The organism is Lederbergia citrea, from assembly GCF_018343525.1.
GTDB lineage: Bacteria > Bacillota > Bacilli > Bacillales > Bacillaceae_C > Lederbergia > Lederbergia citrea.
On sequence record NZ_JAGYPH010000001.1, the window covers coordinates 860,582 to 874,952 of the forward strand.

Consider the following 14,371-nt stretch of genomic DNA (forward strand, 5'->3'; position numbering starts at 1 on the left):
TCATATTGGATGGACGTGTAGGGACGAGAAGATAAAGTTTACTTTGTCTTCATAATTCTTTAGCCGCAATGAACATTGTTCATTGCGGCTTTTTACATTTAAAGGAGGAAAGAACGTTGAATCAAAACACTTACGAAATATTAGAATTTAATCGTATTAAAGAAAAGGTTTCTGAATTTGCTTTAACTGATTTAGGAAAAGAACAAATTAAGGATATCATTCCGTCAACGAATATGAAGCAAATACGTGCATGGTTAGATGAGGTTACAGAGTCTGTGGAAATTATTAAAAAAAGCTCTAGCATCCCGATCTCAGGATTAAATGGGATTGAACAAATATTGCAGCAGTTAAATAAAGGGCTCACTTTAAGACCAGATCAATTCATGAAGCTTATTGATTTTTTAACTTGTTGTAAAAAATTGAAAAAATTCATGAAGGATAAAGAATTTTTGGCTCCTCGTGTTACTGCCTATGTGTACAACATAGAAGAACTTCCTCATCTTTTGGAGGAAATAGAAAAGAGTATCCGAAATAGTCAAGTAGATGATTACGCGAGTAAAGAATTATTAAAGCTCCGAAAACAAATCACTATTTTGGATGAACGGTTAAAGGAAAAGGTCAATCAAATTGTAAGGTCTAATAAGTATAAAACTTACATTCAAGAAGCGATTGTAAGTGAACGAAATGGAAGATACGTCATTCCTGTTAAAAAAGAACATAAAGGGAAAATTCCAGGTACCGTTTTAGATACATCTGCATCCGGTGCAACTTTATATATTGAACCAACAGTTATATCATCCTTCCATGATGAAATTAATTCGTTAAAAGCATATGAGGAGATGGAAGTTGAAAGGATCTTGACATATTTAACTGGTTTAGTGGAAGAAAATCAATTACAAATACGTTTAGCCGTTGAAACGATGGTCCATTATGATGTTTTATTTGCTAAGGCCAAATATTCGCGTGAAATAAATGGAAGAAGTGTTGAAATGAATGATTCACATCATATTTATTTAAAGGAAGCTAGACACCCTTTGTTAGGTAAACAGGCTGTTCCACTTACTGTAGAATTAGGAAGAGATTATCAAGCCTTAGTGATAACCGGCCCCAATACTGGAGGAAAAACTGTAACGCTTAAGACGGTTGGATTATTAACATTAATGATTCAGTCCGGTTTTCATATCCCTGTCGCTGAAGGGAGTCACGTAAGTATTTTTCAAAAAGTGTTGTTAGATATTGGGGACGGTCAGAGTATAGAGCAAAATTTGAGTACTTTTAGCTCGCATATTAAAAATATTATCGATATTTTGAAGGAGGCTAATGATCACAGCCTTATCTTATTGGATGAGTTAGGATCGGGAACAGATCCTGGAGAAGGGATGGGATTAGCAACTGCATTGCTAAAGCAATTTTCCCAAAAAGGAACAAGTATGTTGGCGACTACCCATTATAGTGAAATCAAAGATTTTGCAGACCAACAAGATGGCTTTATCAATGGTTCGATGGAATTCGATATTGAATCATTAAAGCCAACATACCGGTTGATCATCGGAAAAGGAGGAGATAGTCAAGCTTTTGGAATCGCTCTAAAACTAGGGATGCATCCGAAGATTATTGAAGATGCACATAGAATCACGTATAAAGAAGAAAAAGAATATGCATTGGATGTGACAGATTTATATATAAAGAAAGAACTTGAGAAGCAAATTTCGATAAATCGATTTGCACGTAATAAAACACAAGAAAAAAGATTAGACAAAGAAAACGTCGAAAACTTTTTTCAAGGTGATAATGTCCGTATTCTTGCTACAGGGGAATTTGGAATCATCTATAAAGGGCCTGATTCGATGGGGAACTATATTGTTCAAGTGCAAAATGAGAAACGAACCTATAATCATAAGCGTTTGAAGCTATATATTTCGGCAAAAGAGCTATATCCAGATGACTATGATTTTAATATTATTTTTGAAACTAAAGAAAATCGAAAGGTAGAACGCCAAATGGAAAAAAGGCATGTTGATGGGTTAGTAATTAATCATAAGGGCGAAAAATAAAAAAGGATTTTGTAATAGGTAAGGGGTTCTGTTTACAGTTTTCACGAAAACAGCTGATGGATAATTATATCCATCAGCTGTTATTGTTTAGAACTTTCATTTAAGTTAAGTACCCATTTTTCTTCGCGTGTTACTCGCTTTTTTCGTTTGTTGACTTGAAAGCTTTTTTGTAGCAGTGCTACCTTTTAAATTTGCTTTTGAATTTTGTGCTGCTTTTTTTTCAGCTAGGCGTTGTTGGACTGCTTCTTGTAACGAAATTTTCTTAGGACCTTCAGACATAATAGACCTCCTCAAGTAAATGAGTTGTAATAGATTCTTTAATTATAATGAAACTATACAAGTATGTATAGAGAAAAGGAAAAAGAGTTCTTTTAAAAATGTAATATTTTGCTGAGAAAAAATGATTGAAAATCAGATTGAAGAATGCAACATACGAGACTCTCATCAAATTCTCATCTTGTTATCTAAGTGTCCTCATAATTTCAATATAAGATATAAGTAAGATAAAGAAACAAACGGGAGGACATTTAAGATGAATAACACATTAATGAGTATTTTAGGAGCAGGCTTAGTATTTTTTGGAGGAGCAATTGGTGCAGGTGCTCATACAAACCAAAATATAGATAAAAATGGAGATTTGATTAAGATTGAAGTGGCTAAAGATATTGCTGCTAGGGCAGGAAGTGGAATTGTTGATAGTATTGATTTGAAAAAAGATGCGCAAGGACGCTTTATTTATGATGTAGAGATTGAACAAGAAGGCAGCTTTTTAGATATCGATTTAAGAATAGATGCTAGATCTGGTGAGGTCATTAAGATGGAAAAAGAAATAACCGATGATGACGGGGATCAAGACAATGATAGTCTCGCAATGAAACAGAACTTCAGAATATCTGAAGTACAAGCTATTGCGACGGCGATTGATGATACTCCAGGAAAGGTAATGGAAGTCGATTTGGAGCCGGATAATGGCTACTATGAAATTGATATAAAAACTGGCAATACTGAAATCGAGGTTAAAGTAGATGCCCAATCTGGAAAGATCATTGATAAAGGATTGGATCATAATAATTAAGTAAGCATAAGAGGCTGTCGAGAAATTGTATTTTTCTCGGCAATTTTTTATTAATGGATGATCCCTGCTACGTGGCCTGTTGATTTCCGCTCCGGGCACTCTCTTTCCGCGGGGAGGTCCGGGAGCCTCCTCGGCGCTTTGGCGCCTTCGGGGTCTCCCGTGACCTCTCAATCCCGCAGGAGTAGAGTGCCCTCCGCTCCAATCACCAGACCAGAGGGAAATCAACCTAAAGAATTGCAACACACTATTTCCAGCCTGAATAAGTGTGTCTCGATCTTTTCCTTATGCTCCTACCAAACATGACGTGTCACTACCTTTACCTTATATTTTGAACGTGTACATTGAGAAAGAAGAGGGCAGTTTTCACATTTCTTTGAATCCGATTTGTATTTGCTGTAACCCTCACGGTTTGTTGTACTGTAGACTAATTCCTTTTTATTAGGGCATACATTTAGATCTCGGGATTTGTCCTATTCAAATTTCCATTTCGGAAATAAACCGGTAGTAGGATGGTAACGTTTGTGAGCGATTATTCTAAAGATTTTTTTATCAGAAATGAATAGAATTCGTAAAGATAACCAATAAACATCATTTTAAAAAAAAGCAGGGGAACAGTAGGGCGTCCATTGTCATCGCCATAAAATGGGCGAACTTTTTCAAATAGAAAAGAAAAATCAATATATTTATCGATTAAACGTAGAAGGTTGTAAATCCGGAACTAATTCGTCTATAGATACAAACTCATATTCACTTTGGCTAAACTCTTTTGGCCTAAACATTGATTTCACCACTTATTGTTGAGATGAAGGTCTTTATTGAATCCGCCTGTTGATTGGAGCGGAAGGCGCGAAGACTCCTGCGGGAGTACGGGGCAGGGGAGACCCCACAGGCGCCCCGCGCCGAGGAGGCTCCCCGGCACGCCCGCGGAAAGCGAAGCGCCTGGAGCGCAAATCAACAGACATGTTGAAGAGCCATGTAATAATATTATATTAAATTTACGTGGTGATTTATTAAAGAATGAGGATAAAATAAAAGGCCATCGAAGGTTATTCGACAGCCTTTTATTATAGTTCGAGTTTAGAAAATGGTTGAAAAAACTTAACGCCTCTTCGGTTTTTCGGGATCCATTTCATATCTAAAATGAGATGGCTTAAATAACCAATACTACATACGAACATGACTCCGTCGATTTTTATGTCTTGTTCTAAAAAATATCCAAATCCGCTAAAATAACCTAAACCAATGAGTGAATGGGTTAATGAGCGGTGGGGGAGACGGGAAGCGATGCTAATATAAACACCTAACATAATGAGCCATGTACTTTGTAACGAAATGCCGGCAGCACCGATGGCTAGACCTGTTAATAATAACATCATTTTTTGTTTAACGATGATTGATGGTAGGGTAAGTAATCCGGCCCCGACAATTATTCCAAGCCATGGGAAATTGGTTGAACTGCCCCAAACACTATAAATGATCACCATTATCCCCAGCAGGCCCAATAAGAAAACCAGCCAATTTTTATTCATTGTAACTCTTTTGGCCAAAGTCCCATTTACATCCAAATCAGGCACTAAGCCTACACATCCACCTAGAAGTGTAAGTGAAACGGCTGTGGACAAATCCGCACCAATGTAATTGGCAACACCAGCCCCTGCAATTCCTCCAACTATAAAGTGTGTCTTTCCATCCATAATATGTATTCCTTTCTTGTTAACAATTCTTGCTGCTATTATTAGTATAGCAAACCCGATCACTTGTTTGGTAGTGAGAAAAGTGTCATTATGATAGTAGGATTCTACAATAAAGGGGACATCGTTTGTTATGAAACTGGTATCTTGGAATGTTAATGGAATAAGAGCTTGTGTTCGTAAAGGATTTTTAGAATACTTTAATGAAGTTGATGCCGATATATTTTGCATTCAAGAAACAAAATTACAAGAAGGGCAAATCGAGTTAGATTTGGAAGGTTACCACCAATACTGGAATTATGCAGTTAAGAAAGGATATTCCGGTACCGCTATTTTCACTAAACATCAACCATTGTCAGTGAAATATGGAGTAGGGGATGCTGACGAGGAAGCTGAAGGAAGAATCATCACATTAGAATATGAAGATTTTTACCTTATCAATGTATATACTCCTAACGCGCAAAGGGATCTCGCTAGATTGGCATTCCGTTTATCATGGGAAGATGAAATGCTCGCCTACATAAAAAACTTGGATGAAATAAAGCCAGTAATACTATGCGGAGATTTAAATGTTGCCCATCGGGAAATCGATTTAAAAAATCCAAAATCAAATAAAGGTAACTCCGGATTTACTGTTGAAGAAAGAGGTAAGTTTTCGACCATGCTTGATATAGGATTCATCGATTCATTCCGTTATTTTTATCCAGATCAAGAAGGAGCATATACGTGGTGGTCTTACATGAATAAAGTGCGTGAAAGAAATATTGGCTGGAGAATTGATTATTTTATTGTATCAGAACGGTTGGCAAGTACTTTACAAGATTCACAGATTCATTGTGAAATCATGGGCAGTGACCATTGTCCTGTTGCACTTAAACTAAATATCACGTAGGAGAGGAAATAACGTGAAAAACAAAACGGCTATTATAACAGGTGCATCAAGTGGATTTGGGTTATTAACGACATTAGAGCTGGCTAAGCGAGGTTTTTCAGTAATAGCGACGATGAGGAACCTAGAAAGCAAGAGGACGATAATAGAATTATGTAAACAACACGGTGTTGAAACCAACTTTACGTATATGCAATTAGACGTAACATGTGCGGAATCTATTAACAGCTTTTCAGCACAGTTAACTGCCTTTTCTTCAGTAGATATTTTGATTAATAATGCTGGCTATGCGCTAGGCGGGTTTTGCGAGGAGGTAAGCATACAAGAATATAAGGAGCAATTCGAAACAAATTTCTTTGGTGCAATATCAGTCACGCAGGCAGTTCTTCCATATATGAGAAAGCAAAAGCATGGAAAAATAATCAATATGAGTAGTATCTCGGGAAAAATAGGATTTCCAGGTTTATCACCATATGTGTCATCTAAGTATGCATTCGAAGGATGGACCGAATGCTTAAGATTAGAAGTAAAACCGTATGGAATCGATGTAGCCTTGGTTGAACCTGGTTCTTTTCAAACAAATATTTGGTCTAAAGGGAAAAAGATTGCAGAAAAATCTCAAATAAACACATCTCCATACTTTTCATATTTACAGGCAATTGAAAATGAATTAGGAAGAGGGAAAGGTAAATATGGAAATCCTCAAATCGTTGCCTTACTTATTGCCGAGTTATGTTCAGAAAAGGAATTTCGGAGACTTAGGTATCCAATTGGTAAGGGAGTGAAACTTGCCTTTTTCTTAAAAACCATTCTTCCGTGGATTGCATGGGAAAAACTTTTCTATAAAAGACTAGGTACGACAATAATTTAAATTTACTGACAAAAGTGATATATTCAGTATAAGGGGGAGAGTGTATGATGATTAAATTTAGAAAAGAAGAAGAGTTCTTTACTTTTTACGATGGAAAAGGAACTATGATTGAAAGAAAAACGGAGGTCCGTTTTGATCCATTAACAGGGGAGTCTTCCCGTCTTGTTTTTGATCCAGGTTTAGCGCCAACGCCTCCAGATTATACGGAAGCTGCAGAACAAACGGGTGGTGCGAAATGCCCGTTTTGCCCCGAAAACATTTTGGATATGACGCCGATTTTCCCAAAAGAAATTGCTAAAGAAGGACGTATTATGCAGGGAGACGCGATTCTTTTTCCCAATCTTTTTCCTTATAGCAAGCATAATGGTGTGGTTGTTTTCTCCGGCCAGCATTATGTTCGACTAGAAGATTTCACTATACAAATGATAAAAGATGCTTATTTGGCGGCGCAAACTTATATTAAAAAAGTTCAAAATATTGATCCAAAAGCCCGATTTGCATCAATAAACTGGAACTATCTTCCGTTTTCAGGAGGGAGTATCCTTCACCCGCATTTACACGTAATTGTTTCCGAGTCGCCAACAAATTACCAAGCCCTTACAAACGAGAAAACAAAAGAGTTTGAGTTAGAAAAAGGGGAAGGGTACTTCAAAGCCCTTTATGAAACAGAAAAGGAAATCGGGGAAAGGTGGATTGGCGAGAAAGGAAATATAGCTTGGGTACACGCCTTTGCACCAAAAAGCCATAACGACTTTATCGGGATTTTTAGAAACGCCTATTCACTTCATGACATTTCCAAGCAAGATTGGCTTGATTTCGCTCAAGGCTTAAAGGGAATTTTTGCAACACTCTCAGAACAAGGATTTGCTAGTTTTAATTTAATGTTAGACGTACCAACTAATCCCGAATCTAAACAGCCGATTCATATCAGGCTTATTCCGCGGATAAATATTGGCATGCTTGATACGAGCGATATTAGTTTTTTCCAAGCTTTACATCAAGAACCTCTTTCAGTTAAGATACCTGAAGCTGTAGCTGCCAAAGCTCGCACAAACTTTAATTATTAACCATTTGATTTACCTCCTGCAACAATCATATCATCGTTCAATATGATATTGATGTAATGATATATGGAGGTGGAGGTATGGCTGTTGTAAAAGCCAGAGAAGCGGATATTAACATGTTGGCTAGACTCTTAAGAGCAGAGGCAGAAGGGGAAGGTCAACAGGGAATGCTAATGGTAGGCAATGTGGGAATCAACCGGATCAGAGCGAATTGTTCCGATTTTAAAGGCATCCGCACTATCCCGCAAATGATTCACCAGCCTCATGCATTTGAAGCAGTTACCCATGGCTATTTTTATCAGGCAGCAAGGGAGAAGGAAAAATCATTAGCTAGAAGAGCAGTGAATGGCCATCGACTTTGGCCGGCTAAATTCAGTTTGTGGTATTTCAGGCCAACAGGAGACTGTCCGGCTACATGGTATGACCAACCATTCGTAGGGCGCCATAAATTGCATTGTTTTTACGAGCCAACCGCCGCTGAATGTGAGAATGTATATAACACATTTTAACTTTATTCAGCAGAAGTCTCCCACTTCAATAAGGGGCGAGATGAATGCAAACAGTTGGGGGGGTTATCGAAAAATTTACCGTATTTGATATGTTATATAGAAAAAACCGCTTATTGAGTGGTTTTTTACTCATACATTTAATCCACGCCTAGGTAATCACCGTGATTTATATTACGGTGATTTTTTAGTTTTATATCAAAAACAGAAGTATCCCCGTTTTATTTCCAACTTTGATCATATCCCTGAGGGCTTTGTGGGACAAAAATACAGGAGGCCCAAAGATGTTTGGATTATTGCACAATTATGATTGGGAAGATAGGTGGAGAGTGATTGGTAAAGGAGGGATATTAATCATTGTTTAGGCACAACCTAAATTTATTATAGGAATTTATTATTTAGAGGTGTAACAATTGCTATTCCAAAAGTATAAAAGGGAGCGAATGCTTATCATCTTCGCTCTCCTTGCAATAGCGATGTTTTTATCGCCGCTTTTTATATTAGGGGAAAACGCTCATATTCGGGTGCATGATAATTTGGATTCCAATCTATCTTGGTATAAGGTCTTGGCTGAAAGCGGCCAGATTGCAGGATCGACCCATGCTGTCATTCCTCAGATCATTAATGGACATTTGTCAAGAAATGCTTTTGGCACGGAGTTTAGCCTGATCGTCTGGCTATATGCGATGTTTCCAACGATGGTCGCCTACGCAATTAGTCAGTCTATTACAAGGATTGTTGCTTTTTTTGGTATGTACTTGTTATTAAAAAAACATTTTCTTCAAAAGGAAGAATGGATGGCGATTAATGTTTGTATCGCTCTTGCTTTCTCTTTCACTCCATTTTGGCCGTCAGGGATGCTTAGTACACTTGGAATGCCACTTGCCCTCTGGGCGTTCTTGAATATTCGAAAAGGAGAAAGGTCATGGCAAAATTATCTCGTATTAACTCTTCTTCCTCTCTATTCAAGTATTGTTTTAGGATTCTTCTTTTTCCTTACAGCAATGGGAGTTTTTTGGCTAATAGATTTAGCGAGGGGTAAAGGCTGGAATTGGCGGTTTCTGTCCTCGATCGCTTATATGACAGCTGTATACCTAGTAGTCGAATATCGGCTCGTCTATTCATTTTTATTTGATAATGAGGCAAACAGCAGGGACGAGTACTTTCATGCAAGATTGTCTGTTTGGCGGTCACTTAAGCTTACTTTTAAAAATTTCATCTTTGGACACCACCATGCAGCCTCTATACATACATTGGTTATTTTACCTGTTATGCTTATCGTTTTTTACATGATTTTTTCTAAAAGGCTATGGAGGAAAGAGAAAGTTTTTGTTTTTTTATTTTTTTTGAATTTTGCTTTGTCAGTATGGTATGCCTTTTGGTTTTATGAAGGGTGGCTTCCATTGACAGAGCGATTTCATTTTCTTGATACGTTTAATTTTGCCCGCTACCACTTTTTACGGCCACTTGTCATTTATGTTTTATTTGCGCTATCTTTAAAAATCCTTTGGGAGCAGACACCTTCTTTTAGAAAAGCAATACCTATCCTGGCTTTGGCACAGGTGATCGTAGTTTCGTTTTTTAATGAGGAAATACTTTTTCAAAACAAACCAACTGTAAAGCAGTTTTACGCAGAAGAGCAATTCAAAGACATTAAAGGATATATTGGTAAAAATCAGGAGGAATACAGGGTTGCTAGTATCGGAATTCATCCGGCTATTGCACAGTACAACGGATTCTACACCCTCGATACATACAATAATTTTTATCCATTAAAGTATAAATATGAGTTCAGAAGAATTATCGAAAATGAGCTTGCCAAAAACAAAACGATTCAGACTTATTTTGATGAATGGGGCGGCCGCTGCTATATCTTTACTGATGAACTTGGAAAACATTATATGTTTAAGAAAAATACAAAGCGGAGATTAAAAAATCTGGAACTCAACATCGAAGCATTTAAGGATATGGGCGGAAAGTTCATTTTTTCAGCAGTTCCGATTGATAATGCATCTTTAAATCACCTCCAGTTAGAAAATGTTTTTGAATCAAAGAGCTCAATATGGAAAATCTATCTGTATAAAGCACTATAATGGTTAGGAGGTAAAAGCATGAATGAGCCAGTACTCACCATCGTAGTTCCCTGTTACAACGAAGAAGAAGTGCTCCATGATACAATTTCTCAGCTAACCAATTTACTTAGAGAGTTGGAAAAAGAGAAACTTGTTTCGGTTAAAAGTAAAATTCTTTTCGTTGATGATGGTAGCAAGGATGCAACATGGCAATTAATCTACAAGGAAAGCTTAAAAGAGGAGAGAGTCCGTGGTTTAAAACTCTCTAGGAATGTCGGACATCAAAATGCACTGCTTGCCGGAGTATTTACAGCACGAAATGCCTCAGACTGCGTAGTTACGATTGATGCTGATCTTCAAGATGATCTTACAGTTATCCGTGAATTTGTGCTCAAATTCCGGGAAGGTTTTGATATTGTTTATGGAGTAAGACAAAAGCGGGATAGTGATTCTTTCTTTAAAAGGGCCACAGCGCAGGGATTCTATTCATTTATGAAAATGCTGGGTGTTGATCTCGTTTATAATCATGCGGACTTCCGCCTGATGAGTAAGCGTTCGCTCGCAGAGCTTGAGAAATTTGAAGAGGTGAATCTATTTCTGCGTGGAATTGTACCGCTTATAGGCTACAATTCCACAAGTGTTTACTATGACCGTAAAGAGCGGATGGCAGGGGAAACGAAGTATCCTTTGAAAAAAATGCTTGCATTTTCGCTTGAAGGGATTACTTCTTTTTCCGTAACACCAATCCGCCTTGTAATGTTATGTGGATTTTTGTCCTTCTTTATTAGCCTTTTTTTGGGGGCGTATTTTTTCGCTTTGAAAGCTTTTGGCCACACAGAAACAGGTTGGACCTCATTAATTGCTTCTATCTGGCTAATTGGAGGGCTGCAACTGATAGCAATAGGATTAGTGGGGGAATATGTTGGAAAAATCTATAAGGAGTCCAAACGTCGTCCGAAATATATTGTAGATATAGATATGTTTAATCTGCCGTTTCCGCGCCATCTGATTAATACCGGAGGAAATGAAAATGAACCATTTAGTGCTGATGTGGGTAATTTATCTGAAACGAACTAATACATTTATTCGTTTCTTGCTTGTTGGTATCGTTAATACAATGGTTGGTCTCTCCATGATGTTTTTGCTTTTAAATTTAATAGGCCTGTCGTATTGGTTTTCAACCTTTTTCGGCAATGCTACAGGTGCGATAATCAGCTATTTCTTAAACAGAAGCTTTACTTTTCAAAGCAATGTGGATACAAAATCAAGTGTTCTTCGATTCACAGCTGTGATTCTTATCGCTTACCTTTTTTCATTTAAACTGAGCAATATGGCAGCAGAATTTGTATCTCCACGTTTTTATTTACATAACATTCTTTCTAAAGATGAGATAGCCGTTTTTATTGGGGTAGGATTGTATACGCTGACTAACTATTTAGGGCAGAGACTCATTGTGTTTGCACCGAAGGAGAAGATCAGGTGTCCTTAACACCATAAGAACGAAAGCAATGCCAAGCAAATCTATATGAACTTTCCAATTTCAAATATCACCCGACATATTCTTTTTTCATTTCTCATAAAATGGACAAGGAAGGTATGTAGAGGAGGGTAATGAAATGGAGGGCACCATAGTTAGTTTGAAGGATAATTACACTTAAGGATGAAAAAGTTTCTATTAACCTATTTATATTTACTATTTGGGGCCTTCTTGCAAGGAACGTCGATGTCGTTATTTTTATTCCCGCACTCCATACCCTCCGGTGGAGCAGCAGGCTTGGCACTCCTGATGAATCATTGGTTTGATTTACCTCTAGGTTTTTCATTATGGCTGGCAAATGCATTTTTTCTCCTTTTTGCATTAAAGTATTTTGGATCCACCTGGACTTTTCGAACCATTCTTTCTGTTGCAATCACATCTACTACAATTAGCATTCTGGCCTCACAGGTTCCTCTGCCACATGTACATGTTTTTATAGATATTTTCGGAGGAAGCATTCTATTTGGCCTTGGAGTTGGATTGCTCATTCGGGTTGGTGCCTCAAGTGGCGGAATGGTGATTCCAGCATTGATGATTGCCTCTTATAAAAAATGGAGCCTAGGAAAAGTGATGATGGGGATTAACCTTGTGATTTTTTTATTAACTTCTTTTATTATAGATTATAAAATTGTCGTGTATGCAATTATTTGTCAATTTATCTCGGCGAATATTATTGATTTTATTTATGAATACAAGTTTCAAAAAGTTAGTATATTATCGCCAAATTGGAGAAGAAGATAGCGCGACACCATTAGCAAAAATGACCCTGGCATCACACCAGAGGTCACTTATGAACAATGTTTTTACTATTAAACTGTCCACATTATAGGGTACAGTTCATAAAGGATCTTGTTGTCCTTTAGATAAGATATAATTTTTTTCACTGATTGCCCAATCGACATTTTATCGGTTTCAATGATGATCTCTGGATTGTCAGGGATTTCGTATGGTGAGGTTACTCCTGTAAATTCTGATATTTCTCCTTTTCGTGCTTTCTTATATAAACCTTTAGGATCTCGTTCTTCACAAACATGAAGAGGACAATGTAGATAAATTTCAATAAATTCACTCGTTTCAAACATACTTCGTACTAACTGCCGATCTTCGCGATATGGGGAAATAAATGCGGAAGAAACAATATGGCCACTATCCACAAATAGTTTCGCTACTTCTCCAACTCGACGAATATTTTCCTTTCGATCAGTCGCTCGAAAACTTAAGTCATTGTTTAACCCATGTCGTACATTGTCCCCATCTAAAACATAGCTTCTGAAGCGCTGCCTAAACAATGTATGGTCAACTGCATTAGCTAAGGATGATTTTCCTGACCCAGATAATCCTGTAAACCAAAGAACACAGCTTTTATGACCATTCAGGAGATGGCGGTCTTCTTTTTTAACAGTTGTATTATGCCAGGTGACGTTACTGCTTTTTTTCATATTTCCTACATCCTTTAATTTATTGTATACACTTCTTTCATTCCTTGGATAAGAATGTCGACTACTTCTGGACGACTGAATTCTTTAGGTGGTTGTTCTCCGTTTTTCAACATTTGTCTCACTTTAGTACCGGATAAAATAACATGATGTTGGGAATCATGTGGGCAAGTTTTTTCCGAGGCCATGTTTTCGCATTTTTTGCAGTAAAAACAGTGTTCAAAAAAGAGTAGTTTGATTCCTAGTTCTTCCTCAGTAAATTGACTAAATATTTTTTGCGCATCGTATGTCCCATAATAATTGCCAACCCCGGCATGGTCTCTACCAACGATAAAGTGAGTACACCCAAAATTTTTTCGGACGATTGCATGAAATACTGCCTCTCTTGGTCCGGCATAACGCATGGCAGCCGGAAAAACAGATAAAAATACTCGGTCTTGAGGATAATAATTTTCAAGTAGCACATGGTAGCTTTCCATTCGAATTTCTCCCGGAATATCATCTGATTTCGTCTTTCCGACTAGGGGATTCAAGAAAAGACCATCAACCGTTTCCAGCGCTGATTTTTGAATATACTCATGAGCTCGATGAACAGGATTACGAGTCTGGAAACCGACCACTGTATTCCAGCATAATTCCTTAAACTTCTTCCTTGTTTGAATCGGATCTAAAAAGTAGTCTGCAAACTTAGCTTTTTCGGGTCTTTTTATTAGCGTAATGGGTCCAGCTATATAAAACTCGGGTCTATCAAACAGCTTTTTTACGCCTGGATGAGCATGATCAGTCGTTTGATAAATCATTTCGGCTTCTATATGTTTATCAGGTAAAAATATTTCCTGTACTTCCATCACACCATAGACCGTTTCATTATGAATAAGATTGATCGTTTCTCCCTCTTTAAGTTCCATCGCTTTATCTTTGTCAACTGCCATTGTGATTGGCAAGGACCAAGGGATTCCGGTTGACAGTCTCATATTTTGTATAACTGAGTCATAATCGATCTTTCTCATAAACCCTTCTAGCGGACTATAGCTACCATTTGCGATTAACTCCAAATCACTTAATTCTAAATCATCGAGTTGAACATAGTTCAGCGAGAAATCGACGGAAGCCATAATATTCATTCGATTAATCAATTTACCTCCATGTGGGATACTTTCATTCACAATCCCGACC

15 protein-coding genes and 1 pseudogene are annotated in these 14,371 nt (G+C 37.5%); 10 read left to right on the plus strand and 6 right to left on the minus strand.

Annotated features, from left to right (window positions below):
- Positions 1 to 116 precede the first annotated feature (116 nt).
- Positions 117 to 2,054, plus strand: a complete 1,938-nt coding sequence (locus KHA88_RS04425; protein ID WP_213121432.1) for an endonuclease MutS2 — start codon at positions 117 to 119, stop codon at positions 2,052 to 2,054.
- Between the two features lie 105 nt (positions 2,055 to 2,159).
- Here the strand turns inward: KHA88_RS04425 and KHA88_RS04430 are convergent, their stop codons facing one another.
- Positions 2,160 to 2,333 carry a hypothetical protein gene (locus KHA88_RS04430; RefSeq protein WP_213096973.1) on the minus strand — a complete coding sequence of 58 codons (174 nt, stop codon included), beginning with the start codon at positions 2,331 to 2,333 and terminating at the stop codon, positions 2,160 to 2,162.
- Between the two features lie 253 nt (positions 2,334 to 2,586).
- Here KHA88_RS04430 and KHA88_RS04435 point away from each other — a divergent pair, with 253 nt between their 5' ends.
- Positions 2,587 to 3,129, plus strand: a complete 543-nt coding sequence (locus KHA88_RS04435) for a PepSY domain-containing protein (RefSeq protein ID WP_213121433.1) — start codon at positions 2,587 to 2,589, stop codon at positions 3,127 to 3,129.
- Between the two features lie 293 nt (positions 3,130 to 3,422).
- On the opposite strand, the pseudogene KHA88_RS21375 reads toward KHA88_RS04435, so the two are convergent.
- The 3 genes and pseudogenes from KHA88_RS21375 to KHA88_RS04445 form a co-directional block, all read right to left on the minus strand.
- A pseudogene (locus KHA88_RS21375) lies at positions 3,423 to 3,686 on the minus strand (transposase); the annotation flags it as partial.
- Entirely contained in the window at positions 3,659 to 3,841 is a 183-nt protein-coding gene (locus tag KHA88_RS21515; protein ID WP_488153872.1) for a transposase, read from the minus strand. The pseudogene KHA88_RS21375 and the gene KHA88_RS21515, both read right to left, overlap by 28 nt.
- A gap of 352 nt (positions 3,842 to 4,193) precedes the next feature.
- Positions 4,194 to 4,823 carry a metal-dependent hydrolase gene (locus KHA88_RS04445; RefSeq protein ID WP_213121434.1) on the minus strand — a complete coding sequence of 210 codons (630 nt, stop codon included), beginning with the start codon at positions 4,821 to 4,823 and terminating at the stop codon, positions 4,194 to 4,196.
- A gap of 130 nt (positions 4,824 to 4,953) precedes the next feature.
- Here KHA88_RS04445 and KHA88_RS04450 point away from each other — a divergent pair, with 130 nt between their 5' ends.
- The 8 genes from KHA88_RS04450 (at position 4,954) to KHA88_RS04485 (ending at position 12,500) form a co-directional block, all read left to right on the plus strand.
- Entirely contained in the window at positions 4,954 to 5,712 is a 759-nt protein-coding gene (locus tag KHA88_RS04450; RefSeq protein ID WP_213121435.1) for an exodeoxyribonuclease III, read from the plus strand.
- A gap of 13 nt (positions 5,713 to 5,725) precedes the next feature.
- Positions 5,726 to 6,580, plus strand: a complete 855-nt coding sequence (locus KHA88_RS04455; RefSeq protein ID WP_213121436.1) for an SDR family oxidoreductase — start codon at positions 5,726 to 5,728, stop codon at positions 6,578 to 6,580.
- A 44-nt stretch (positions 6,581 to 6,624) separates the two neighbouring features.
- Positions 6,625 to 7,647, plus strand: coding sequence for a hypothetical protein (locus KHA88_RS04460; protein WP_213121437.1), 1,023 nt, complete (start codon positions 6,625 to 6,627; stop codon positions 7,645 to 7,647).
- A gap of 77 nt (positions 7,648 to 7,724) precedes the next feature.
- Positions 7,725 to 8,153: a cell wall hydrolase gene (locus tag KHA88_RS04465; protein ID WP_213096967.1), complete on the plus strand. Its 429-nt coding sequence runs from the start codon at positions 7,725 to 7,727 to the stop codon at positions 8,151 to 8,153.
- A 410-nt stretch (positions 8,154 to 8,563) separates the two neighbouring features.
- Positions 8,564 to 10,243, plus strand: coding sequence for a DUF6044 family protein (locus tag KHA88_RS04470; RefSeq protein ID WP_283247395.1), 1,680 nt, complete (start codon positions 8,564 to 8,566; stop codon positions 10,241 to 10,243).
- An 18-nt stretch (positions 10,244 to 10,261) separates the two neighbouring features.
- Positions 10,262 to 11,299 carry a glycosyltransferase family 2 protein gene (locus KHA88_RS04475; RefSeq protein ID WP_213096965.1) on the plus strand — a complete coding sequence of 346 codons (1,038 nt, stop codon included), beginning with the start codon at positions 10,262 to 10,264 and terminating at the stop codon, positions 11,297 to 11,299.
- Positions 11,253 to 11,711, plus strand: a complete 459-nt coding sequence (locus KHA88_RS04480; protein ID WP_213096964.1) for a GtrA family protein — start codon at positions 11,253 to 11,255, stop codon at positions 11,709 to 11,711. Before KHA88_RS04475 ends, KHA88_RS04480 begins: the two co-directional genes overlap by 47 nt.
- Before the next feature lie 171 nt (positions 11,712 to 11,882).
- Complete coding sequence (locus tag KHA88_RS04485) at positions 11,883 to 12,500, plus strand: YitT family protein (protein WP_213121439.1); 618 nt, start codon at positions 11,883 to 11,885, stop codon at positions 12,498 to 12,500.
- 68 nt (positions 12,501 to 12,568) lie between these two features.
- Here KHA88_RS04485 and cysC read toward each other — a convergent pair whose 3' ends face one another.
- Together cysC and sat are read right to left on the minus strand one after the other, a co-directional pair.
- On the minus strand, positions 12,569 to 13,198 hold the full coding sequence (cysC, locus tag KHA88_RS04490; protein WP_213121440.1) for an adenylyl-sulfate kinase: 630 nt from the start codon (positions 13,196 to 13,198) through the stop codon (positions 12,569 to 12,571).
- A 14-nt stretch (positions 13,199 to 13,212) separates the two neighbouring features.
- Entirely contained in the window at positions 13,213 to 14,361 is a 1,149-nt protein-coding gene (gene sat, locus KHA88_RS04495; RefSeq protein WP_213096961.1) for a sulfate adenylyltransferase, read from the minus strand.
- Positions 14,362 to 14,371: the final 10 nt, after the last annotated feature.